The organism is Jiangella muralis (genome assembly GCF_001270745.1).
GTDB classification, from domain to species: domain Bacteria; phylum Actinomycetota; class Actinomycetes; order Jiangellales; family Jiangellaceae; genus Jiangella; species Jiangella muralis.
In genome coordinates this window covers 125,704-148,753 of sequence record NZ_KQ434758.1, presented here as the reverse complement: position 1 = coordinate 148,753, position 23,050 = coordinate 125,704, and the positions used below count along the sequence as shown (strand labels likewise).

The window sequence follows — 23,050 nt, the reverse complement described above, 5'->3', positions numbered from 1 at the left end:
TATGCCCGACGCCCGCACCGTGCCGGTGGCGGCGCCCGGTGTCGCCGGGCGCATCGGCTGGCTGGTGCTGCTGGCGGTCGTCTGCCTGCTGCTGGCGGCGCCGCTGGGGTCGCTGACCGGCTGGGACCGCGGCGAGCTGTGGGACTCCGGCACCCGCCCGCTGGCGATCGCCGCCGCGGCGTTCGGGCTGCTGCTGGTGGTGCTGACGGCGCGGACGGTGCACGGGCTGCCGGGCGCGACGACCCGGCGGGAGCTGATCGTCGGGGCCGAGGGCGTGGACGTCGTCGAGCACTCGAAGTGGTGGCACCGGGGCGGCCGGGCCCGGGTCGGCTGGGACGACGTGCAGGTCGTCAACGCGCCCGGTCCCGGCGAGCTGCTCGAGCTGTACCTCGGCCGCGACCTGCCCGGCCTGCCCGCGTTCGCCGCGACTGAGGTCGCCGTCGAGGCGGACACCCAGATCGACGGCGTCCGGGTCCCGGCGCCGCGGCTGCGGCTGGGCGAGCCGGTCTCCCGGGAGGTGGCCGAGGCGGTGGCGGCGTGGCGCCCGGACCTGTTCTACGCGGGCACCGGGGTGGACCAGTGGTTCACCCCGCCGCAGGCCGCCGGGCCGCGCCCCGTCGCGCTCCCGGGCCCGGCCGGATCCGTCGAGCCGGGCAGCGCACCGCCGGAGCTGCCGCGTCCGGCCGGGCCGGTCTGGCTGGACCACGGCGAGCCGTGGCCGCGGCTGCTGCTCGCGCTCGCGGCGCAGGTCGCCGTCCTGGCCGGTGGTGTCTACCTGATGGGCGACCCGTTCGGGCTGCCGGCCGTGGCGGCCGGGCTGATCGCGCTGGTGCTGCTGGTGCCGGTGCTGTTCTGCTGCCTCACGCTGCCGGTCACGCTGTGGATGCTGCCGCGGGCGACGACCGGCGTCGGCATCCTGGTGTCGGCCGAGGGCCTGGAGATCGTCCGCAAGCGGCGGTGGCGGCCGCGGGCGCTGGAACGGACCGCCGTCGGCTGGGACCGGGTGCAGGCCGCCGTCACGCGGCGCGCCTTCGACGCCGTCCCCGCGCCGGCCGGTCGCCGCCGCGTCGTCGACCTCTACCTGCACGAGAACCCGCCGCTGCCGGTGCCGCTGCCCGGCGTCGGCGCCGACGTCGTGGCGTCCGGGCACGCGGGACCGGACGCCATCGGCACCGGGCGGCTGGTCAGCTACCCGGCGATCCGGCTGCGCCTGACCTACCGGCACGACCTGGAGCCGCGCGGCCGCTCGCGGTGGGCCGAGGCGCCGGGCGACGGGTCGCCGGTGCGGATGCCGCCGCACCAGCTCCGGCCGGCGCTGCTGGCCTTCCGGCGGGACCTGTGCCACGGCTTCGACGACCTCTGGGAGGGGACGGGTTAGGGTCGGGCGGGTGATGGCGGAGGCGAGCGGCGGGACGACCGACGGCGTACGTGGCTGGTTCGCGGACGTCCGGGTCGACGAGACGCTGGCGACCATGCCGCCGTCGGTCGTACTGGGGTTCGCGCTGGCCGGCGTCGTGCTGGCGGTGTACGGGCCGGCCTGGCGGCTGGCCGGGTATCCGGTCACGATCGTGCACGAGCTGGGCCACGTCGTCGCCGCGCTGACGGCCGGGTTCCGGCTGCGCGGCGTGACGGTGCGCGGCGACCTCTCCGGCGCGACGAACTTCTGGTCGCACAGCACGCCCGGCACGCTCTGGACGATGTGGTGGGGCTACCCGGCGCCGGCCGTCGTCGGGTCGGCGCTGGTGTGGTCGGCCACGCACGGGTGGGCGCGGCTGGCGCTCGGCGTCCTGGTGGCCTGCCTCGCGCTGGTGTTCCTGCTGTCGCGCAGCTGGCTGACGGTGGCCGTCGTGCTCACGACGGGCGTCGGGTTCGGGCTGGTCGGCTGGTACGGGTCGGCGTGGCTGTGCACGGTGGTGGTGTACGCGTTCGCCTGGCTGCTGACGGTGGGCGCGGTGCGCGGCCTGTGGGCCGTCGTCCGGGCGCACACCAGCGGCCGCGGCGTCCAGCAGTCCGACGCGTACCTCATGGGCCGCCGCACGGTCGTCCCCGGCGGCGTCTGGCTGTTCACGTTCGCGCTGGTCATCGGTGCGTGCGCGTGGTTCAACGTCGCCTCGGTGCTCACGGCGCTGGATTAGGGCCGAGCACCTCGCGGGCCTGCTCAGCGGCGCGGGCGATGCTCTCGCCGACGAAGTCGATGAACCGGGCGACGTTCTCGAGCCGGACGGCGGCCGGGGTGCCGCGACCGAGCACGCCGACGCCCTGCCGCGCGGCCTCGGCCAGCTCGGCGTTGCTGCGGGCGGCCGCGATCATCGAGTGGAACCAGACCTCGTTGTCGGCGACGTAGCGCTCCCGCCGGCCCTCATCGCGCTTGCGGACGACGAGGCCCTGGCCCTCCAGGAAGGTGATGGCCTTCGAGATCGACGCCGGGCTCACCTGGAGCCGCTGCGCCAGGTCGGGCGCGGTGAGGCTACCCGCGTCGGTGGTGAACAGGCAGGTCAGCACCTGCGACGCGATGCGCGGCAGGCCCTGCCGCATGAGCAGCGCGGTGAACGTCTCCTCGTACGCGCGGACGGCGGCCGGGTCGCGCCCGTGCACCGGCGGCGGCGCCTGCGGCCCTGGCGACGCGGCCGGCTTGCTGCGATGGGCGCGCTTCTCGGTGGCCCGGTGGGCGGCCTCGGCGCGGTAGCCGGCCGGGCCACCGTTGCGCATGACCTCGCGGGTGACGGTCGACGTCGGCCGGTCCAGCCGGCGGGCGATCTCGGCGTAGGCGAGATCGTCGGCCAGGCCCAGCGCGATCTGCTGGCGTTCCCGCTGGGTGAGCCTGCCTCCCGGCATCGTGGCCTCCTTCGTGCCGTCCTCGTCCCCCGAACCATAGCGTTCATTCGTCAATCATTGCAACGCGCATGTTGCGTTAGTTCCACGACCGTTGCAACGATATTCCGGCATCGACCTGCAATGACGCCGCTCAGGTGCAACGAACATGTTGCCAAGATAGTGAACGCAACGTAGCGTTTCCACTATCAGAAACAACGAGCACAGGAGCTGAGCAGCATGCAGACCTTCGACACCCCCACCCCGATCTCCGCCGTCCTCGACATCTCCGCGGGGCGCGTCCAGCTCATCGCCGCCGACCGCGCCGACACGACCGTCGACGTCCGGCCGATGGACCCCGCCAAGAACCGCGACGTGAAGCTGGCGGAGCAGACCACGGTCGGCTACGCCGACGGCGTCCTGCGCGTCGACGTGCCGAAGCACCGGATCCTCGGCCCCTCCGGCTCGATCGAGGTCACGGTCCAGCTGCCCGCGGGCTCCCGGGTCGAGGCGACGGCGGCCGCCGTCGACGTCCGCGGTGTCGGGCGCCTCGGCGACGTCACCGTCGACGGCGCGGCCGGCGACCTCAAGCTGGACGAGGCTGCGAACGTCCGCCTCACCGTCCAGGCCGGTGACGTGTCGGTCGGCCACCTCACCGGCTCGGCCGAGATCAGCACGGCGAAGGGCGACATCCGCATCGCCGAGGCGGAGAACGGCACGGTCGTGCTCTCCACCAAGGTCGGTGACCTGTCCGTCGGCGCCGCTCCCGGCGTCTCCGCCTCGCTGGACGCCGGCACCACCGTCGGCCGGATCGAGAACTCGCTGAAGAACGACGGCGCGACCGGCCTGACCATCCGGGCCACCACGATCACCGGCAACATCACCGCGCACAGCCTGTGAGCGTGGTGGTGTGCGGGCCGCCGCGCGTCACCAGTTCGTGTACGCGCCGTCCGGGGTGCGCAGGTGCGGGCGTTCGGCGGGGGTGGCCCGCAGCTTGCGGGCGGCCGCGCGGTCGATGTCGACGCCGAGGCCGGGGAGCTCGCTGCGTTCCACCCAGCCCGGGCGGACCGTCGGCCGGGCGGTGAACAGCGCGGCCGTCGCCGGCTCCGGCGCCACCTGGTGCTCCTGGACCCCGACGTTCGGGCAGGCCAGGTTGAGGTGCAGCGACGCGGCCGCCGTGACCGGGCCGAGCGGGTTGTGGGTGGCCAGCTTGACGTAGTGCGTCTCGGCCAGCGCGGCGATCTTCTTCGCCTCGGTCAGCCCGGCCGCCACCGCGACGTCGACCCGCGCGTAGTCGATGAGGTCGCGCTCGATCAGCCGCTGGAACTCCCACTTCGACCCGTACACCTCGCCGGTGGCCAGCGGCACGCCGGTGCGCAGCCGCAGCATCTGGTAGCTGTCCAGCGACTCCGACCGCAGCGGGTCCTCGACGAAGTAGGGCCGGGCCGCCTCGATCTCGCGGCACAGCGTGACCGCTTCCGGCGGGTCCAGCCGGGTGTGCACGTCGAGGATCAACTCGATCTCGTCGCCCAGCGCTTCGCGGGCCGCGTGCATCATCGCGATCGACGCGCGCATGCTGGCCCGCTGGTCCAGGACGCCGTCGTCGTGCGGGGCGGCGAAGCGCAGGTGCCGCCAGCCGTCCTCGACCAGTTGCCGGCACCGGTCCAGGAACGCCGGCAGCTCGCGGTACTCGTCGCCGACGTGGACGTAGCACGGCACCGCGTCGCGGACCTGACCGCCGAGCAGCTGGTACACCGGTACGCCCAGCGCCTTGCCGCGGATGTCCCAGAGGGCGACGTCGATGGCGGCGATCGCGGCGGAGAGGAACCGGTCGGACGGGAAGAAGCCGCGCCGGAACATGACCTGCCACAGGTGCTCGATGCGGGTGGGGTCCTCGCCGACGATCAGTTCGGCCAGGTGCTCGATGCCCCCGGCGACCGCGCGCTGCCGGGTCCGGATGCCGACCTCGCCCAGGCCGTGGATGCCCTCGTCGGTGTCGACCGCGACCAGCATCATGCTGTCGCCGTGGTCGGGGAGGGTGAGCACTTCGCACCCGGTGATCTTCATGGGCTTCGGCGTCCCTTCGCTTGCTGTGAAAACGATCCCGCAAATCACTCATCGCGGCGGTCAGCACCGTATCGTATGCGCGAGTTCACTGCGAAGACACCTCTTGACATACTTCAGAAACGTTTGCAATGCTGCCGCCGCGTACTCACCCAGCGTCGAGGAGGAACCGCATGGCCGTCACGATCGGCTCGGTCGCCAAGGCCGCCGGCGTCTCCGTCTCGACGGTGTCCCGCGCGCTGAACACGCCGGAGCTCGTCAACGCCACCACCCGGGAGCGGGTCGTGGCCGCGGCCGACCGGCTGGGCTACTCGCCCAACCCGGCGGCGCGCTCGCTGCGTGACGGGCGCACCGAGACGCTGGGGCTGCTGATCCCGGACATCACCAACCCGTTCTTCCCGCCGATCTTCAAGGCGATGCAGGAGCGGGCCAAGCGGCTGGGTTACACCCTGCTGGTCGCCGACAGCGACGAGCGCGAGGCCGACGAGCTGGAGACCATCGCCGCGGTGTCGAAGAAGGTCGACGGCCTCGTCCTCTGGGCGTCCATGCTGTCGGAGGACCGCCTCGCCGAGCTGGCCGAGCGGATGCCCGTCGTGCTGGTCAACCGCCAGGTGCCGGGCGTCAGCGAGGTGCACGTCTCGCTCACCGACGGCATGGCGCAGGCGGCCGAGCACCTCAAGGCGTACGGCCACCAGCGGTGCGTCTTCGTCGACGGCAACGGCAACCGGCCGGACCAGTCGCGGTCGAAGTCGATCCGGGCGGCGTTCGACGCGCACGACCTGTCGCTGATCGAGATCGGTCCGTACGAGGCCCGGTTCGAGACCGGGGTACACGCCGCGCCGCTCGTCCTCGCCCACCAGGCGACGGCGGTGCTGGCGCACAACGACCTCGTCGCGATGGGCGTGCTGCACCAGCTGGCCGCGCTCGGCGCCGCGGTGCCGGGCGACGTCAGCGTGGTCGGCATCGACGACACGCTGCTGGCGTCGGTGTCCACGCCGTCGCTGACGACCATCCGCATCGACCCGGACGAGATCGCCAGCCGGGCGGTCGACCTGCTCATCGGGTTGGTGCACGACCGGCCGCCCGCCACGCCGGTGGTCCAGGTCGGGTCGCGGCTGATCCCGCGCGGCACGACCGGGCCGGCCCGGCGCGATCCGCAGCAGTAATCCGCCGGCACTTCGCCGGTTCCCATCTCCAGGTACGAGGAAGTCCTTGGGAGCGCACATGACATCCATGGCCAGACCACGCCCATTTCGCCTCGGCGCGCTGCTGCTCGGCGGCATCGCTCTGCTGACCGCCTGCGGCGGCGACGACAACGCCGGCGGCAGCGGCGGCGACGGCGGCACCGTCACCATCCGCGTCCAGGGCCTGCCGGCGGGCACCGACCAGGCCGGGCAGGACCAGTTCAACGCGAAGATCGCCGAGTTCGAGGAGCAGCACCCGGACATCGAGATCGAGGCGTCGACGAACGAGTACGACCCGCAGACGTTCTCCGCGCTGCTGGCCGGCGGCGGCGTCGAGGACGTCATCCGGGTGCCGCTGACCGAGCCGCAGGGCCTGATCCAGCGCGGCCAGGTGCAGCCGATCACGCAGTACCTCGACGAGTGGGAGCACGCCGAGGAGATCAACCCGCAGGTGCTGGAGCCGATCTCCGATGGCGAGGGCGACGTCTACGGCATCCCGCGCTCGCCGTTCGCGCTGGGCCTGGTCTACAACCGGGCGCTGTTCGAGCAGGCCGGCCTCGACCCGGACACCCCGCCGGCGACCTGGGACGACGTTCGTACCGCCGCGCAGGCGATCAGCGCCGCCACCGGCGTGGCCGGGTTCGTGCACGAGTCGAAGGACGGCCAGGGCGGCTGGCAGCTGACGATGCTGGCGTACGCGCACGGCGGCGAGCTGGAGAAGGCCGACGGCGACAGCTACGTCGCGGACTTCCAGAACGACGCCGTCCGCGACTCCCTCGGGCTGCTGCGCGAGATGCGCTGGACCGACCAGTCGATGGGCGAGACGCAGCTGCTCAACCAGGACGACGTCATCCGCCAGTTCGCCGCCGGTCAGGTCGGCATGTTCATGGGCACGCCGGGCACCTACCGGCTGGCGAAGCAGAACTTCGGCATGGAGGACACCGCGAACTACGGCGTCACGTCGATGCCGCAGGCCGGCGGCGACGCCACGATGAGCGGCGGCGAGATCTTCATGGTCCCGGCGTCGGTGCCGGAGGACCGCGCCGCGGCCGCCGTCGAGTGGATGGTGTTCTACTACGCCGAGCCGCAGTACGACCCGGAGACGGCGGCCGCCGAGGCCGAGGCGCTGGCGCAGGACCCGGCCGCCGCCGTCGGCGTCCCGGTGCTGCCGATGTTCGACGACGCGCAGCAGCAGCTGATCAACGAGGCGGTCGCGCCGTTCGTCAACGTCGAGCTGGAGAACTTCCAGCCGTACCTCGCCGGCACGCCGGAACTGGAGCTGAAGCCGGAGCCGCCGCTCAACGCGCAGGGGCTCTACCAGGTGCTCGACCCGGTAGTGCAGGCCGTGCTGACCGACCCCGACGCCGACGTCGACGCGCTGCTCGCGGCCGCCGAGGACGAGGCCAACCGGCAGCTCGAAGCCGCCCAGTAGCCGGAGGAATCACACAGTGACGACGGCGACGGTCACCCGTCCGGACGAGGAGCAGGCGGACCGGCAGGTCCGGGCCGCCCGCTCCCGCCGGTGGCGGGCCGGCGGGCGCAGGGAGCTCATCGGGCTGGTGTTCCTGCTCCCCGCGATTGCGATCTTCGGCCTGTTCGCGTGGTGGCCGATCGTCCGCGGGCTGATCATCAGCTTCCAGCGGACCGACCTGATGGGCAGCAGCGAGTGGGTCGGCCTGGACAACTTCCAGGCGCTGTTCGCCGACCCGCTGCTGGGCACGGCGGTGCAGAACACGCTGCTGTTCGTCGGGCTGGGCGTGCTGATCGGGTTCCCGGCGCCGCTGATCCTGGCGTCGGTGCTGTCGACGGTGCGCCGGCTCGGCGGGGTGTACCGGTTCCTCGTCTACCTGCCGGTGGTGATCCCGCCGGTGGTGTCGGTGCTGCTGTGGAAGTGGTTCTACGACCCGGGCGCCGGCCTGTTCAACGAGCTGCTCGGCAAGGTCGGGCTGGGACCGTACCCGTGGCTGGAGTCGCCGGACACCGCGATGCTCAGCCTCGTCCTGGAGTCGACGTGGGCCGGCATGGGCGGCACCGTCCTCATCTACCTGGCCGCGATGGTGGGCGTCCCGCAGGAGCTGTACGAGGCGGCCGAGATCGACGGCGCCAACCTGTGGCAGCGGATCTGGCACGTCATGCTGCCGCAGCTGCGGACGGTGATCGCGCTGCTGCTGCTCTGGCAGCTGATCAACACCGTGCAGGTGTTCACCGAGCCGTACGTGTTCACCGGCGGCGGGCCGCAGAACTCCACCACCACCGTCCTCCTGCTGATCTTCCGCTACGGGTTCCAGCAGGGCAATTACGGGCAGGCCGCGGCGCTGGCCTTCCTGCTCGCCCTCGCGCTCGCCCTGATGTCGGCGGTGTACCTGCGGGCCACCCGGAGCTGGAGCAAGTCATGAGCGGATTCGTCTCCGAGACCAGCCGGCGCCGGCCGGGCACCCGCCGCGCGCTGTTCACCGTCCACGGCCTCACCCTGATCGCGCTGGTGCTGATCGGCCTCGGCCCGCTGTACTGGGCGGCCAAGGGCGCGGTGTCGTCGCCGACCGAACTGGTGACGAACCCGCTGGCGCTGTGGCCGGCCGACGCGCGGTGGGCCAACTTCTCGCTGGCGTGGGACGACCTGCAGGTCGGCCGGTACGTGCTGAACAGCTTCTGGATCGTGCTCGGCTCGTGGGCCGTGCAGTTGTTCGTGGCGGCGACGGCGGGGTTCGCGCTGTCGGTGCTGCGGCCGCGGATCGGCCCGTACGTGTACGGCGCGATCCTGGCCACGATGTTCGTGCCGTACACGGTGTCGATGGTCAGCCTGTTCCTCACCATCATCGACCTGCCGATCCTGGGCATCAACATCGCCAACACGTACTGGGCGATCTGGCTGCCGGCCGGCGCCAACGCGTTCAACGTGCTGCTGGCGAAGGGGTTCTTCGACGCGCTGCCGAAGGAGTTGTTCGACGCGGCGAAGGTCGACGGCGCCGGCACCTGGCGGCTGCTGTGGAGCATCGTGCTGCCGATGAGCCGGCCGATCCTCGCCGTCATCAGCCTGCTCGCCGTCATGCACTCGTGGAAGGACTTCATCTGGCCGCTGGTCGCGATCGCCGACCCGCAGAAGCAGCCGATCGCCGTCGCGCTGACGGTGCTGGCCGGCCAGGCGCCACAGGACCAGCTGATCGCCGCGATGGTGCTTGCGCTGGTCCCGCCGGTGCTCGTCTTCCTGGCTTTCCAGCGCCAGATCGTCGCCGGCCTCGGTTTCACGGGGGTCAAGGGGTAGCACGTCCGCACTTCGACGAAGAAGGAGGGACGCACCATGCCCGAACTGTCCAGACGCACGTTCGTCCGCGGCTCGCTCGCGGCCGGCGGCACCGGCCTGCTGGCCACGGCGCTGCCGGGCGCGGCGCACGCCGCGGAGCTCACCGCCGCCGACCCGGCCGGCACCGTCGCGCTGGCCGTCGACCAGACCAGCGGGGCGATCCGCGTGCTCGACGCCGGTGGCCTGCACCGGCTGACGATCACGCACGTCAAGTACTCGAACGCCGCCCGCACGTTCGGCGCGTCGTCGGTGACCGCGGTCGGCCCGACCGAGCTGCACGTCGACTACGTCACCCAGCACCCGTCGGTGACGGTGCGCGCGATCGTCGTCGCCGGGCTGCGCAAGGCGCGGATCCGCTGGGAGGTCAGCGGCGCGGAGGCGGTGCCGGACCAGTTCGCCGTCCACCACACCGTCGTGAACGGCACCGAGACGTACCGGCCGGTGGCGCTGTGGAACCGCGACGCCGGCGGCGGCATCCCGTACGAGACCTCGCACGGCGCCGGCTACGCGCTGACGTACGCGGACAACCGGCTGCTGCTGCGGCTGCGCGAGAGCACGCCGGGCTTCGGCGACGCCACCTGGCTGCATGCGCCGGGCGTCGCGTCCGGCACCGGCTACGTCACCGAGGCGGTGCTGGTGCCCGGCCTCATGCGACCGCACGCGGCCGGCGTCATCGCCCGCGACATCGTCACCCCGCTGGGCGTGGAGCTGTGGGCCGACCAGCCGTTCCACGTGTGGCCGACCGGCGGCGCGAAGACCGTGAACGCGCAGGTGGTGAACTCGGAGACGACGGACCGGCAGGTGCGGCTCGTCTGGACCGCACGGACCTGGTCCGGCGCGGTGCAGAGCGGGTCGGCCGGCCCGGTGACGGTGGCCGCGCGGGCGGTGTGGAACACGTCGTTCGACGTCACGCTGGGCGGCCGCGACATCGCGTTCGTCGAGGCCGTGGTGACCGACGCCGCCGCCCCGGCCGTCACGGCGTTCTCGCGCACCAACCTCGCCGCGCTGTCGGCGTTCACGTACCAGGCCGCCGACACCAGCATGTTCGGTGTCTCGAACTACCCGTGGCTGCTCAGCGGGCCGGGGCCGGACGAGACCGCGGCGCTGCTGAAGCTGATCGGCATGAAGTGGGTCCGTACCGCCTACGACGGCGCGCCCGGCATCCCGCCGGCCGACCTCGACCGGCACGGGCTGCTGCACAACGTCCAGCTCGGCGGTCTCCCGTACGGCAAGACCCCGGCCGAGCAGCGCGCCTGGGCCGACGGCATGGTCGCCCGCTGCGTCGCCGCCGGCGCCCGCTACTACGAGTGCGGCAACGAGCTGAACCTCACCGAGACCACCCGTACGCCGGCCGAGTACGTCACCGCCGCGCTGCGCCCGCTACGCGCCGCCATGGCGGCCCGGCCGGACGCCACGTTCAAGGTGATGACCTGCGGACTCGCCGGCCTGGACTCGGTCTGGCTGGACGGGTTCGGCGCGGCCCGCGGGTGGAGCGAGGTGGACGTGCTCGCCTACCACCCGGGCCGCGGCAACTACGTCGCCGACTACGCCCCGCCGGAGCCGTGGCTGGAGCCCAACGGGGACCGCAAGCCGGTGTTCTGGAACTTCATCGGCTCACTGCGCAAGGCGCACGAGGCGCGCACCGTCAACGGCGGCAAGGAGCTGTGGCTGACCGAGGCGTACGCGTCGACGTTGCCGAACCGCTGGTGGACCGACACCTACCGGCACGCCGCCGAGAACGTGCTGCTGCAGCTGATGCTGGCCAAGGCGCACGGGGTGCGCTGCGTCACCTGGTACACGCTCGACGACGGCATCGAGCAGCAGCCGCGCGAGGCCGACCCCGCCGACATCGAGTACCACTTCGGCCTGCTGGTCCGCGACCGCAGCCCGAAGCCGTCGCTGCTGGCCTTCGCCACCGCCGCCCGCTTCCTCGACCAGGCGACATACGCCGGGCGGGTCACGTTCAGCGACCCCGAGGTCAAGGGGCTGCTGTTCAACGCGCCCACCGGCCGGTTCTCGGTGCTGTGGACCCGCCGCGACGGCTACGTGCTCAACGCCGGTCACGGCGAGGGCGCCTACCATCCGCACCCCGAGCCGTGGCTGGACCCGTGGCCGACGAAGACGCCGGTGTCGCTGCCCACCCCGGCCGCGACCACCACCGTCCGCGAGCTGAACGCGATCGGCCAGGAGACCCTGCACACCGCCGCCGGCAGCCGCGTCACCGTCACCCTCGACGGCGCGCCGCGCATCTTCGTCGGCCTCGATCTGACCACCACCGCCACGTACCCCGTTTGAGAGGACCTGACATGGGAGAACTCCACCTGACCCGCCGGACGTTCGTCGGCGCCGCGGGATCGGTGGCCGTCGGCGCCGGGCTGCTGCCGGGTGTGGTCGCGCAGGCGGCCGCCGCCGAGCCCGTCACGATCGGCGCCGACGGCATCGTCGTCACCGCGGGGTCGGACGGCGCCGTGACGGTCGCCGACGGCGCGGGCGTGCAGCGGCTGCAGCTGGCGCACTTCACGGTCAAGGACACCGTGCTCGGGCAGCAGCGCACCTTCGGCGGCACGCCGTCGGCGATCACGCTGCCGGACGGCCGCCCGGCGATCCGGGTCGACTACCGGATGGGCAGCACCGGCGTGGGCATCGCCGTCAGCGGCACCTTCGACGTCACCGCGCACCGGCTGCACGTGCGCTGGGAAGCCACCAGCGGCAACCAGATGTACCTCAACTCGCAGTTCCACCGCGTGGCCCTCGGCGACGCCGGCCCGGAGAGCACCCGCGCGCTGACCCGGTGGAACCGCGACAGCGGCGGCGGCGTGCCGTACGAGACCAACGACGGCGTCATCTACGCGCGCAGCTGGCCCGACACCGCCGGGTTCCTGCGGATCGCCGACAGCAACCCGGCGTGGAGCGCGGGCGAGTGGGTGCACGTCGCCGGGAAGTACGACGGCGACGTGCTGGTGCACGACGTCGACGTCGTGATCGGCGACCTGCGCCCGGCCGCGGCGAACGCGCTGGCCCAGGCCCGTCCGCTGGGCGTCGACATCTGGACCGACCAGCCGTTCAACCTGTGGTCCGGCGCCGGGCACGCGATGGCCGTCCACGCGCAGGCCGTCAACGGCGGCGCCGCCGCCCGCGACGTCGAGCTGAGCTGGTGGGGCCGCGACTTCGACGGCGCCGTCGTCGCCAGCGGCCAGGAGACGCTGCGGCTGCCCGCCGGCGGGGTGGGCGAGCGCACCGTCGAGTTCCCGTCGCCGGAGCAGGGCATCGTGTTCGTCGAGGTCCGGGTCGCCGCCGGCGATGACGAGGCGTTCGCGCGCACCACGCTGGCGTCGCTGCGCCCGTACGAGTACCAGCCGGGCGGCCGGGTCGGCATCGCCAACTACCCGTGGCTGCTGCAGCCGAGCAAGGAGGACGTCGCCGCGCTGCTGAAGCGGATCGGCGTCGCGTCGGTGCGCATCGCCTACAACGGCGCGCCGGGCATCGCGCCGGCCGAGCTCGAGGCCATGGGCATCATGCCCAACATCCAGCACGGCGACGTCGTGTTCGACGCGCCGCCGGAGGAGGTCAAGGCCTGGGCGGCCGAGCTGGTGGACGTCGTCGTCGACGCCGGCGCGCATTACTTCGAGGTCGACAACGAGCGCAACCAGCCGTGGATGTCCGGCAAGTTCACCGAGGAGTACATCCGCGACGGCCTGCGCCCGGTGGTCGAGCGGCTGGCCGAGGTCGGCTCCGACGTCAAGGTGATGAACACCGGCCTCGGCGGCATGGACGTCAACTGGCTGGACAACTTCCACGCCAACGGCGGCTGGGACCTCATCGACGTGTTCGCGTTCCACCCCGGCCGCGGCAACTTCACCCCCGACTACGCCCCGCCGCCGGAGGAGTGGGAGCAGGGCAGCAACGGCAGCTACTGGAACTTCCTCGGCGGCCTGCGCGAGGCCCGCCGCCGGGTCGACGAGTACGGTGGCGACAAGGAGCTGTGGCTGACCGAGGCGTACTCGTGCACCCGCCCGAACCACTGGTGGAACGACACCATGCGCCAGTCGGCCGAGAACGTCCTGCTCACGCTCGCGCTGTGCCGGTCAGAGGGGGTCGACGGCGTCAACTGGTACCAGCTGCACGACAGCATCATCCACCAGCCGCAGAAGGCGAACCCGACCAACCCGGAGTACCACTTCGGGCTGATGAACCGCGACACCAGCGCGAAGCCGTCGCTGCTCGCGTACGCCACCGCGACCCGGCTGCTGGAGGGCGCCGAGTTCGTCCGCTGGCTGTCGTTCGACGACGAGGACGTGAAGGGGCTGCAGTTCGACACCCCTGACGGCCCGATGTCGATCCTGTGGACCCGCACGGACGGCTACTTCCTCAACGCCGACCACGGCGACCAGCCGTACTATGCGCACCCGGAGGCGTGGGAGGACGACTGGCCCACCAAGACCGACGTCGCGTTCCTCGGCGCGCGGCTGCGCGAGGTCGACGTGCTCGGCCGCGAGCGGACCGTCACCGCGTCGCGCGGCACCGTCGGCGTCGTGCTGGACGGCACTCCCCGGGTCTACTACGGCCTCGGTGACCAGCCGGAGCGGCGCGTCTCGTCCATCGTCCACCGGCCGGCGGAGGGCTGATGCGCGAGCAGCAGGTCCGGCACGACGTGACCGTGGTGGGCGGCGGGCTGGCGGGCGTGTGCGCCGCGATCGCCGCCGCCCGCCTCGGGCGGTCCGTCGCGCTGATCAACAACCGCCCGGTGCTGGGCGGCAACTCGTCCAGCGAGATCCGGGTGTGGGTGGTCGGCGCGACGGCGCACGGCCGCAACCACCACGCCCGCGAGACCGGCATCATGGGCGAGCTGTTCGTCGAGAACCAGTACCGCAATCCCGAGGGCAACCCGTACTACTGGGACGCGGTGGTGCTCGACGCCGTCCGGGCCGAGCCGAACATCTCGCTGTACCTGAACACGGACGTGCGGTCGGTGGCCGCGTCGGATGGCCGGATCGAGTCGGTGACCGGCTGGACCATGGGGTCGGAGCTGCTGACGACGTTCACCGGCCCGGTGTTCCTCGACTGCACCGGCGACGGGCTGGTCGGCGCGCTGGCCGGGGCGGAGTTCCGGATCGGGCGGGAGGCGCGGTCGGAGTACGACGAGCCGTGGGCGCCCGAGGTGGCCGACGAGATCACGCTCGGCAGCACGCTGCTGTTCCACTCCAAGGACGCCGGCGAGCCCGTGCGGTTCGTGCCGCCGGACTTCACCAAGGACATCGCGGCGACGTCGATCCCGTCGCGCCGCGTCATCCGCGCGTCGGACAACGGGTGCGCGTACTGGTGGATCGAGTTCGGCGGCGAGCTGGACACCGTGCACGACAACGAGGCGATCCGCGACGAACTGTGGGCCGTTGTCTACGGGATCTGGGACCACATCAAGAACTCGGGCGAGTTCGCCGACGTGGATCGGCTGACCCTCGAGTGGGTCGGGTCGGTGCCGGGGAAGCGGGAGTACCGGCGCTTCGTCGGCGACTACGTGCTCACCCAGCACGACGTGCTCGGGCAGACCGAGTTCGACGACCGGGTCGCGTTCGGCGGCTGGTCCATCGACCTGCACCCGCCCGGTGGCATGTACGCGCAGGAGGAGGGCGCGAAGCAGCGCTACGCCGACGGGATCTACCACATCCCGTACCGCATGCTGTATTCGACGAACGTGACGAACCTGCTGCTGGCCGGGCGCAACGTGTCCGCGTCGCACGTCGCGTTCGGCACCACCCGGGTGCAGGCCACCACCGCCGTCATGGGCGAGGCGGCCGGCACGGCGGCGGCGCTCGCCGTCGCTTCGGGCGTCCCGCCGCGGGCCGTCGACGTCGGGGAGTTGCAGCGGACGCTGCTGCGGCAGGACGCATCGATCGTCGGTCTGCCGCTGGTCGATCCCTCGGACCTGGCCGCGTCTACCACGGTGTCCGCGTCGGGTTCCTTGGCGGCGCTGTCGGTCGCGGACGGGTCGTCGCTCTGGCCGCTGGACGCGGACGCCGGGCTGGTGCTGCCGGTGGACCCGTCGCTGCCGGTGCTGGAGCTGCTGGTCGACGCCGCCGCCGACACGTCGCTGACCGTGGAGCTGCACGACCCGGGGCCGGGGCAGAACTACGTCCCGCGGTCGCTGGTGTCGACGGTGACGGTGCCCGTGGCCGCCGGGTCGAAGCAGTGGGTCCGGTTCGACCTGTCGTGGGCGCCGGACACTCCCCGGAATGCGTTCGTGCTGGTCCGGGCGGCTGCGGGGGTGTCGCTGTACCTGGCCGACCGGCCGGTGCCGGGCGTGCTGAGCTTCACCCGGCGGCCGCTGCGGCCCCAGGACGAACGGCCGCAGCCGCTGCGCGAATGGACCAACCGCGAACTGCTGCGGCGGACGTTCTGCTTCCGGGCGGGTTCGACCGCCGCCTTCGCGCCCGCGCAGGCCGTCGACGGGTACCTGCGGCCGTTCGCCGGGCCGCACACGTGGGTGTCGTCGGGGCTGCCGGCCTGGCTGCGGCTGACGTGGGAGTCGCCGGTGACGATCGGCCGGGTCGAGCTGATCGGCGACGACGACATCGACGAGGACCTGATCAACCTGCACCGGCACCGCACGCCGTTCCCGGTGCCGCCGCCGCTGGTCCGCGACTACGTGGTCGAGGCGCTGGTGGACGGCGCGTGGGTGTCCGTCGCGGCGGTCACCGAGAACCGGAAGCGTCGGCGGGTGCACGAGCTGTCGTCGCCGGTGACGTGCACCGCGCTGCGGGTGGTCGTGACGGCGACCAACGGCGCGCCCGACGCGCACGTCGTCGCGCTGCGGGCCTACGCACCGTGAGGCACGTGCTGGTGACCGGCGCCGCCGGGCGGATCGGGCGGGCGGTGCTCGCGCTGCTGGACTCCCGCGGGATCGGGGCGACGGCGCTGGTCCTGGACGACCCGGGCGACCTGGCGGCGTCGCGGGTGGTGGTCGGGTCGGCCGGCGATCCGTCCGTCGTCGCCGACGCGCTGGCCGGAGTCGACGCCGTCGTCCACCTGGCCGCCCGGCCGGCGCCGACCAGCGGCACGCCGTTCGAGGTGTTCGCCGAGAACACCCGGGCGACGTTCACCGTGCTGGAGTGCGCCGGGGCGGCGGGGGTGCGGCGGGCCGTGATCGCCAGTTCCTACGGCGCCAACGGGCTGCCCTGGGCGCGCGAGTTCTTGCCGCCCGCGTACCTGCCCGTCGACGAGGCGCTGCCGAGCCCGGTCGAGGACCCGTACGGCCTGTCCAAGCAGACCGACGAGCTGACCGCGGCGATGATGGCGCGGCGGCACGGGCTCACCGTCGTCGCCGTCCGGTACCCGTTCGTCGGCGGGGTGGAGGAGCGGCTGGCCGCGCACGCGCGAGCGGTGACGGACGATCCCGCGCGCGGCGTGCGGGAGCTGTGGTCGTACCTCGACGTGCGCGACGCGGCGCTGGTCGCGCTCTCGGCGCTGGGCGTCGATGACGGTCGTGCGCACGTCGTGCTGGTGGCGGCGCCGGAGACGCTGGTGCCGGTGCCGACGTCGGAGCTGCTGCGGCGGTACCTGCCGGACGTGGAGGTGCGGCGGCCGCTGCCCGGGCGGTCGGTGCCGGTGGACACGTCGGCGGCGCGGCGGCTGTTCGGCTTCGTCGCTCAGTTCCCCTTCGAGGCTCGGTATCCCTTCGAGGATGGTTCCGGGCCCGCCGCTGGTTAATGCTGTCGTGGACGTGGTGGTGATCGGGGCCGGCCAGGCCGGGCTGTCGACGGCGTACCACCTGCGCCGGCTGGGCCTGTCGTTCGTCGTGCTCGACGGCGCCGCCCGGCCCGGTGGGGCGTGGGCGTCGCGGCCGCCGACGCTGACCATGGCCAAGGTGCACGGGGTGTTCGACCTGCCCGGCGCGCATCGTGCTGCCGTCGCCGACGAGTCCTCGTCGCCCGCGTCCGAGGTGGTCGGGCGGTACTACGCCGACTACGAGCGGCGGTTCTCGCTGCCCGTCCTGCGGCCGGTGCGGGTGACGTCGGTGTCGTCGTTGCCGGACGGCCGGCTGTCGGTCGCTGCCGCGGACGGCCGGTCGTGGACGGCGCGGGCCGTCGCGAACGCGACCGGCACCTGGACCCGTCCGCACTGGCCGTACTACCCGGGCGCGGCCTCGTTCCGGGGCCGGCAGCTGCACTCCTCGCAGTACCGCGGGCCTGCTTTCGTTGCCGGTCTGCGGGTGGTCGTGGTCGGTGGCGGGCATTCCGCGGCGCACGTCCTCTCCGAGATCGCCGACGTCGCCGCGTCCGTCACCTGGGTCACGCGGCGGCCGCCGGACTTCCGTGGTGGCGAGTTCACGCGGGCCGACGGCCGCGCCGTCATCGCCGACGTCGACGCCCGGGTCCGGGCCGGCCTCCCGCCGCTCAGCGTCGTCGCCGTCACCGGGCTCGGCTACACCTCCGTCGTCCGCGAGGCCATGGAGAAGGGCGTGCTGAACCCGCGGCCGATGTTCACCCGGCTGGTCCCCTCGGGCGTGGAGTTCGCCGACGGGTCCGTCGTGCCCGCCGACGTCATCGTGTGGGCGACCGGCTTCCGCGCCGCCCTGGGCCACCTCGCCCCGCTCCACCTGCGCGAACCCGGCGGCGGCGTCCGCATGTCCGCCACCCGCGTCGTGCGTGACCCCAGGGTCCACCTGGTCGGCTACGGCCCCTCCGCCAGCACCGTCGGCGCCAACCGCGCCGGCCGCTCCGCCGCCCTGGAGATCAAGGAGCTGCTCGCGTCCGCCACCGCTCGCCCGGCCGCGTGATCTCCCGACGACGGCGATCACGGATCAGAACGGCACCAAGCCGTGGTGGCTGTCTCCGGCCGGCCGTCGTTCGGGTGATCGGCCGCGGATCGAGCCGATGATCTCGGGTTCGACCGGGTAGCGGCGGCCTGCCGGGGTGGTCCACCAGGTAGTGCCGCGCGGGTCGGTCGTGATGGTGAAGCCGTGCCAGGTTTTGGCCCGGTGGTGCCTGGTGTGCAGTGCCCAGGTGTTGTCCGGGCTGGTGGTGCCGCCGTGTGCGTAGGGCAACTGGTGGTCGATCTCGGACTCGGTGGCGGGTCGGTGGCAGGTGGGGAAGCGGCAGGTCCGGTCGCGGGCGATGATGTGTGCGGCGAGGCTGGCCGGTGGTGCGTAGGTGGTGCGGCCGTACTCGAGCAGCCGGCCGTCGGTGGGGTCGGTGAGCAGGCAGCGCAGGGTGGCGTCGGCGGCGATGCTGCGGGCGGTGCCGGCGGTGATGGGGCCGTAGCCGTCGAGCTCGCCCGGCGTCTGACTGGTGCCGGTGAGGGCGTCGATCGGCACGGTGACGTGCACGGTGGCTGCTCGGCCGCGGCGTCGCCCGAGCACCAGTGGCCCGGCGGTAGTGCTCAGCGTGCCGGGATCGCCTGGGTGGGTGTGGACCGGTTCGTTCGTGTCTGCCGGGGCGTCGGTGGGTGGGTGGCTGGTGCAGGTGGGGTGGCAGCAGCCGAGGTGCCCGGACTCGAGCGCGGTCCAGCCCAGGCCGGTGAGGAGGTCGAAGCGGAGTTGACCCAGGGTGCGGGGGTCGCCTCCGGAGCGGGCGTGGCGGGCGGCGGCGTCGGTGGCGGTCCATAGCGCGGTGAGGTCTTCGGCGGGCCCGCAGAGGGTGAGGGTGGCCATACCGTCCTCGCCGCCGGGTGCGGCGGGTTCGGGGCGGCTGATGTGGCGCTGCTCGGCGGCGCGGCGGCGCCGGTGCTCGGCGCCGTGGGGGTCGGCGGTGATGACCTCGCGGCGCAGTCGTTGGTCCAGTGCGTGCCGGGTGCGTGTCTGCGCGTCGGGTAGCACGGCGGCTTCGACGCGGCGGCGGGCCGCGGGGTCGGGCAGGCAGCGGGTGCGGTCGGCGATCAGTCGTGCCTTGTCGGCGTCGATGCGGCCCGTGTCGAGCGCGGCGAAGGTGTCGGGGAGGTCGGTGAGCAGTTCGACCGCGAGCGCGACCCGTGCGGTGGCCCGGCCGGGGGTCCAGCGCAACGCCAGGGACACCTCGTCGCCGGCGGCCTCGATCGCCCGATGCGTATGCCCGGCGGCGAGGTCGTCCGGGGCGCCGCAGTGCTGGTATTGCGGGCGGGCTGCCAGTTCGGCGAACACGTGGAGCAGTGCGGCTTCTTCGTGCGCGATCTGCCGCTGCCGCGCCAGCGCCACCGCGATCAGGTCGGACGGGGGCAGTCGAGTGACGTCGACGGATGCGAGCAGGGAGGCGAGTTCGGCGCCCGGTGGCGCCGCGGCCAGGAGGTCGATCGGATCGGACATCACACGGTCCCTTCTCGTCCACGGTGAGGGGGCGCCCGAGGTTCGAGCGCGGGCCACCCGCATGAGCCCGTCGGGCCGGGGTGGACGACCGCAGACAGACCCCTGCTGCGACCGTGGACGAGGCGGGACACCTGGTGTGATGCCCTCTTCGATGCCCGGGAACCCATTACTGCCGCTCCCGGTGACGACGTGATCAACTGAAGATGATCTTATCGAACACACGTCCGCCTCGCAACCGGCGGAGTGGCTCTCAGCCGCCGGCTTCGAACGCACTGCTCCGCGGCCGGACGTGGTTGACTGGCGCGGTGCGCTACGGACTGAAGCTGAGCCAGCGGGCCCCCATCGACGAGTACCGCGCGGTGTGGCGGGTCGCCGACGACGCGGGCTTCGACCACGTGTGGAACATGGACCACTTCGCCACCATCGGCGGCGACGTCACCGGCGACATCTTCGACGCGTGGGCACTGCTCGCGGCGATGGCCGAGACGACGTCGCGGGTGCGCATCGGCTGCATGGTCACCGGCAACACGTACCGCCACCCCGGCGTGCTGGCCAAGCTCGCCGTCACCGTCGACCACCTGTCCGGCGGACGGCTGGAGTTCGGGCTCGGCGCGGCGTGGGCGGAGTACGAGCACACCATGTTCGGGCTGGAGTTCGGTACCGCGGGGGAGCGGCTGAACCGCCTCGAGGAGGCCTGCGAGATCATCCGCTCGCTGTGGACGCGGGAGCGCACCACCTTCGCCGGAAAGCACTACCGCATCGACGACGCCGTCGCCGAGCCGAAGCCGGTCCAGTCGCCGTACCCGCCGATCTGGATCGGCGGCACCGGGCGCAAGCGGACGCTGCGCATCGCCGCGCAGCACGCCGACGCCTGGAACGCGAGCGCCGACGTCGACCCGGAGACGTTCGCCGAGCTGTCCGGGGTGCTCGACGCGCACTGCGCCGACGTCGGGCGCGACCCCGCGCAGATCCGGCGGACGATCCAGTTGGTGCTCCGCGACCGGCCCGACGACGTCCTCGCCCAGGTCGACGCGTACGTCCGGGCCGGCGCCGACGACGTCATCCTCATCACGCAGGCCGGCACCGCCGAGGCACAGGCCACCGCGGCGGCCGAACTGCTGCCGCGGCTGCGGTCGATCGGCTGACGCCGGGGAGTACGTTGGGCGCGAGGCTCCTGTCGTAGGAGGTGTGCGCCATGAGCGCCTTCATCATCGAGTTCCAGAACCAGCCCGGGCGGCTCGCCGACCTGTGTGAGGTGATGGCCGCGCGCGACGTCAACCTGGTGATCTGCGGGGTCGCGCACGGCGACGCCGGCACGGTGGCGTTCATCGCCGACGACGAGGCGGCGGCGCGGTCGGCGCTGCAGGACGCCGGGCTGGACGCGACCGAGCGTGACGCGTTGACCGTGCGGCTGAAGAACACTCCCGGCGCCGGCGCTGCGACGTTCCGCAGGCTCGCCGACGCCGGGGTGAACGTCGAGGTGTTCCTGCCCGTGCGGGTCTCCGACTCGCGGTTCGTCGCCGTCCTGTGCGTCGACGACCAGGAGGCCGCCGCCACCGTGCTCCGAAACGCCGTCGTCTAACGCGGCCCGGTCAGGCCAGCTCGGCCTGCAGCGACGGCGCGACCGGACGGCGTGCCGCGAGCAGGGCCGGGATCGCCGTCAGCGCCGCCACCGCGATCACCACGCCGGGCACCAGCACGACCAGCGACCAGGTCGACGGCATCGGCACCTCGTCGGGGTCGATCGCGGTGTAGAGGGCCAGCCCGCCGCCGACGCCGAGCAGGGCGCCCGCGAACGCCGGCAGCATCTGGGCCAGCGACAGGCCCGCGCTGAGCTGCGCCGGGGTGGCGCCGAGCGCCCGGGTCACGGCCGACGCGTGCCGCGCGTCGAGGACCGTCGCCCAGGTGACGACGACGGCGTTGACGGCGGCCAGCGCGATCAGCATGACGGTGATGACCAGCAGCACGTCGCTCAGCCGCTGCGTCTCGGTGTCGGCGTCGACCAGCGGCTGGCCGGCGAGCTGCGCGTTGGCCGCCATCGCCGCGACCACCCCGCTGACGGTGACGGTGACGCTGGCGACGCTCAGCACGACCCGCCGCGGCCGCCGTCCGGCCAACCGCAGCGCGATCAGCAGGGCCGGCGGCAGGCGGGTGGACAGCGCGATCAGCCAGCCGATCCGCCGCGGCGGCCGGGCGGCGTCGTTCAGCGCGGCGACGGTGCTGGTGCGGGCCGCGCGGACGGCCGGGACGAGCGTCGCCACGACCGCGACCCCCAGGGCGACCGCCGTGACGATCGCGACGGCCGACGCGGTGAGCGCGGGTTCGCCGGCGGCGCCGAGCAGTCCGGGCGCGCGTTCGGTGAACAACGGCGCCGTCAACCGCCCGGCCACCAGCCCCACGGCCGACGCGAGGAGCGCGACCGTCACCGACGCCGCCAGCAGGACGGCGGCCACCAGCCCCGGCGTCGCGCCCGCGGCCTTGAGCAGCCCGACACGCTGGGTCTGGTCGGCCATCCGGCCGCCGACGAGGACCGCGACGCTCGCGACGGCCAGGATGCCGAGCAGCGTGCCGCCCGTCGTCAGCAGCCGCTGCGTGTTCCGCTCCAGGTGGGTGACCTGCTCCAACGTGTGGTTCCACGACAGCAGGTTCGGCAGGCCGGGGCGCTCCTCGCCGTGCGCGAGGACGAACGCCTGCGCGTCGTCGGGGTCGGCCAGCTTCAGGTTCATGACGTATGACAGCGGCGCGGACGCGATCTCCTCGACGTCGGCGACGGTGAGCCAGACGGTGCCGGGATCGTGCAGCGCGCCGTCGGCGGGCCGCATGCCCTCGGGCGCCTCGCCCAGCATGCAGTGGACCAGGCAGCTCGTCCACGGGTAGGGCACCAGGGCCGCGGTGACGGCGATGCCGGCGACCTCGAACTCGCGGCCCGCCAGCGTGACCGGGTCGCCGACGTGGAGGCCGGCGGCCTCGGCGAACGCGGCCTCGACGACGATGCCGCCGTCGCGCACCCAGTCGCCGTCCGTCACCGCCGGCCGGTCGACGTCGGCCGGCTCGGCGTCGCGCCCGATGGCCTGCACGTCCATCGTCCGCTCGCCCAGCTCCAGCGCGGCGCCGGCGACCGGGAACGGGCCGCTGTGGTCGGTCACGCCGTCGGCGGCGGCGATCGATTCGAGGGCCGCGGGGTCGGGGTCGGCGCCTCCCTCGGGGTCGGGCAGGATCGTCGCGACCACGTCGGGCCCGGCGGTGACCTCGCGGGTGTTCGCGTACGGGTCGCTGGCCACGCCGTGGATCGTCAGGCCGACGGTCAGCGTCGTCGTGGCGGCGGCGATGGCGAGCAGCAGCAGCGCCGCCTCCGCGGGGCGCCGGAGCAGGTCACGGGCGGCGAGGCGGACGATGAGCAGCAGCCGGCCCATCGCC

The 23,050-nt window shown here is 73.2% G+C and carries 18 protein-coding genes; 14 read left to right on the top strand and 4 right to left on the bottom strand.

All coding sequences use genetic code 11. From position 1 onward, the window contains the following. Window position 1: 1 nt before the first annotated feature. Together ACW62_RS15640 and ACW62_RS15635 are read left to right on the top strand one after the other, a co-directional pair. A complete protein-coding gene (locus ACW62_RS15640) occupies window positions 2-1,378 on the top strand; it encodes a hypothetical protein (RefSeq protein WP_053205045.1) in 1,377 nt (458 codons plus the stop codon). A 13-nt stretch (window positions 1,379-1,391) separates the two neighbouring features. After that, window positions 1,392-2,135, top strand: coding sequence for a M50 family metallopeptidase (locus tag ACW62_RS15635; protein ID WP_053205044.1), 744 nt, complete (start codon window positions 1,392-1,394; stop codon window positions 2,133-2,135). Here ACW62_RS15635 and ACW62_RS15630 read toward each other — a convergent pair. Next, window positions 2,119-2,835 carry a GbsR/MarR family transcriptional regulator gene (locus tag ACW62_RS15630; protein ID WP_053205043.1) on the bottom strand — a complete coding sequence of 239 codons (717 nt, stop codon included), beginning with the start codon at window positions 2,833-2,835 and terminating at the stop codon, window positions 2,119-2,121. The two genes, ACW62_RS15635 and ACW62_RS15630, sit on opposite strands and share 17 nt — an antisense overlap. A gap of 216 nt (window positions 2,836-3,051) precedes the next feature. On the opposite strand from ACW62_RS15630, the gene ACW62_RS15625 reads away from it, so the two are divergent. Beyond that, window positions 3,052-3,711 carry a DUF4097 family beta strand repeat-containing protein gene (locus ACW62_RS15625; protein ID WP_053205042.1) on the top strand — a complete coding sequence of 220 codons (660 nt, stop codon included), beginning with the start codon at window positions 3,052-3,054 and terminating at the stop codon, window positions 3,709-3,711. Between the two features lie 27 nt (window positions 3,712-3,738). Here the strand turns inward: ACW62_RS15625 and ACW62_RS15620 are convergent, their stop codons facing one another. Further along, window positions 3,739-4,878, bottom strand: coding sequence for a mandelate racemase/muconate lactonizing enzyme family protein (locus ACW62_RS15620; RefSeq protein ID WP_053205041.1), 1,140 nt, complete (start codon window positions 4,876-4,878; stop codon window positions 3,739-3,741). 170 nt (window positions 4,879-5,048) lie between these two features. On the opposite strand from ACW62_RS15620, the gene ACW62_RS15615 reads away from it, so the two are divergent. From ACW62_RS15615 to ACW62_RS15575, 9 genes are all read left to right on the top strand, one after another. Continuing rightward, the gene (locus ACW62_RS15615; RefSeq protein ID WP_053205040.1) at window positions 5,049-6,041 is read left to right on the top strand and encodes a LacI family DNA-binding transcriptional regulator; all 993 of its coding nucleotides are present in this window, start codon (window positions 5,049-5,051) and stop codon (window positions 6,039-6,041) included. A 67-nt stretch (window positions 6,042-6,108) separates the two neighbouring features. After that, window positions 6,109-7,491, top strand: a complete 1,383-nt coding sequence (locus ACW62_RS15610) for an ABC transporter substrate-binding protein (RefSeq protein WP_053205039.1) — start codon at window positions 6,109-6,111, stop codon at window positions 7,489-7,491. Window positions 7,492-7,507: 16 nt separating this feature from the next. After that, on the top strand, window positions 7,508-8,455 hold the full coding sequence (locus ACW62_RS15605; RefSeq protein WP_053205038.1) for a carbohydrate ABC transporter permease: 948 nt from the start codon (window positions 7,508-7,510) through the stop codon (window positions 8,453-8,455). After that, a complete protein-coding gene (locus ACW62_RS15600) occupies window positions 8,452-9,321 on the top strand; it encodes a carbohydrate ABC transporter permease (protein WP_053205037.1) in 870 nt (289 codons plus the stop codon). The genes ACW62_RS15605 and ACW62_RS15600 overlap by 4 nt, the downstream gene beginning before the upstream one ends. 36 nt (window positions 9,322-9,357) lie before the next feature. Beyond that, the gene (locus ACW62_RS15595; RefSeq protein ID WP_053205036.1) at window positions 9,358-11,655 is read left to right on the top strand and encodes a hypothetical protein; all 2,298 of its coding nucleotides are present in this window, start codon (window positions 9,358-9,360) and stop codon (window positions 11,653-11,655) included. Between the two features lie 11 nt (window positions 11,656-11,666). After that, entirely contained in the window at window positions 11,667-13,985 is a 2,319-nt protein-coding gene (locus ACW62_RS15590; RefSeq protein WP_053205035.1) for a hypothetical protein, read from the top strand. Then, window positions 13,985-16,186 (top strand): FAD-dependent oxidoreductase, encoded by a 2,202-nt coding sequence (locus tag ACW62_RS15585; RefSeq protein ID WP_053205034.1) that lies wholly within the window; start codon window positions 13,985-13,987, stop codon window positions 16,184-16,186. The genes ACW62_RS15590 and ACW62_RS15585 overlap by 1 nt, the downstream gene beginning before the upstream one ends. A 5-nt stretch (window positions 16,187-16,191) precedes the next feature. Next, on the top strand, window positions 16,192-17,064 hold the full coding sequence (locus ACW62_RS15580) for an NAD-dependent epimerase/dehydratase family protein (RefSeq protein ID WP_205629380.1): 873 nt from the start codon (window positions 16,192-16,194) through the stop codon (window positions 17,062-17,064). Then, window positions 17,039-18,133: an FAD-dependent oxidoreductase gene (locus tag ACW62_RS15575; protein WP_053205033.1), complete on the top strand. Its 1,095-nt coding sequence runs from the start codon at window positions 17,039-17,041 to the stop codon at window positions 18,131-18,133. Before ACW62_RS15580 ends, ACW62_RS15575 begins: the two co-directional genes overlap by 26 nt. A gap of 24 nt (window positions 18,134-18,157) precedes the next feature. Here ACW62_RS15575 and ACW62_RS15570 read toward each other — a convergent pair whose 3' ends face one another. After that, window positions 18,158-19,633: an HNH endonuclease gene (locus tag ACW62_RS15570; RefSeq protein WP_053205032.1), complete on the bottom strand. Its 1,476-nt coding sequence runs from the start codon at window positions 19,631-19,633 to the stop codon at window positions 18,158-18,160. A gap of 305 nt (window positions 19,634-19,938) precedes the next feature. Here ACW62_RS15570 and ACW62_RS15565 point away from each other — a divergent pair, with 305 nt between their 5' ends. Then, on the top strand, window positions 19,939-20,778 hold the full coding sequence (locus ACW62_RS15565; RefSeq protein WP_053205031.1) for an LLM class F420-dependent oxidoreductase: 840 nt from the start codon (window positions 19,939-19,941) through the stop codon (window positions 20,776-20,778). A gap of 50 nt (window positions 20,779-20,828) precedes the next feature. Next, entirely contained in the window at window positions 20,829-21,215 is a 387-nt protein-coding gene (locus ACW62_RS15560; protein WP_053205030.1) for a hypothetical protein, read from the top strand. 10 nt (window positions 21,216-21,225) lie between these two features. On the opposite strand, the gene ACW62_RS15555 is transcribed toward ACW62_RS15560, so the two are convergent. Beyond that, entirely contained in the window at window positions 21,226-23,046 is a 1,821-nt protein-coding gene (locus tag ACW62_RS15555; protein WP_053205029.1) for an FtsX-like permease family protein, read from the bottom strand. Window positions 23,047-23,050 lie beyond the last annotated feature (4 nt).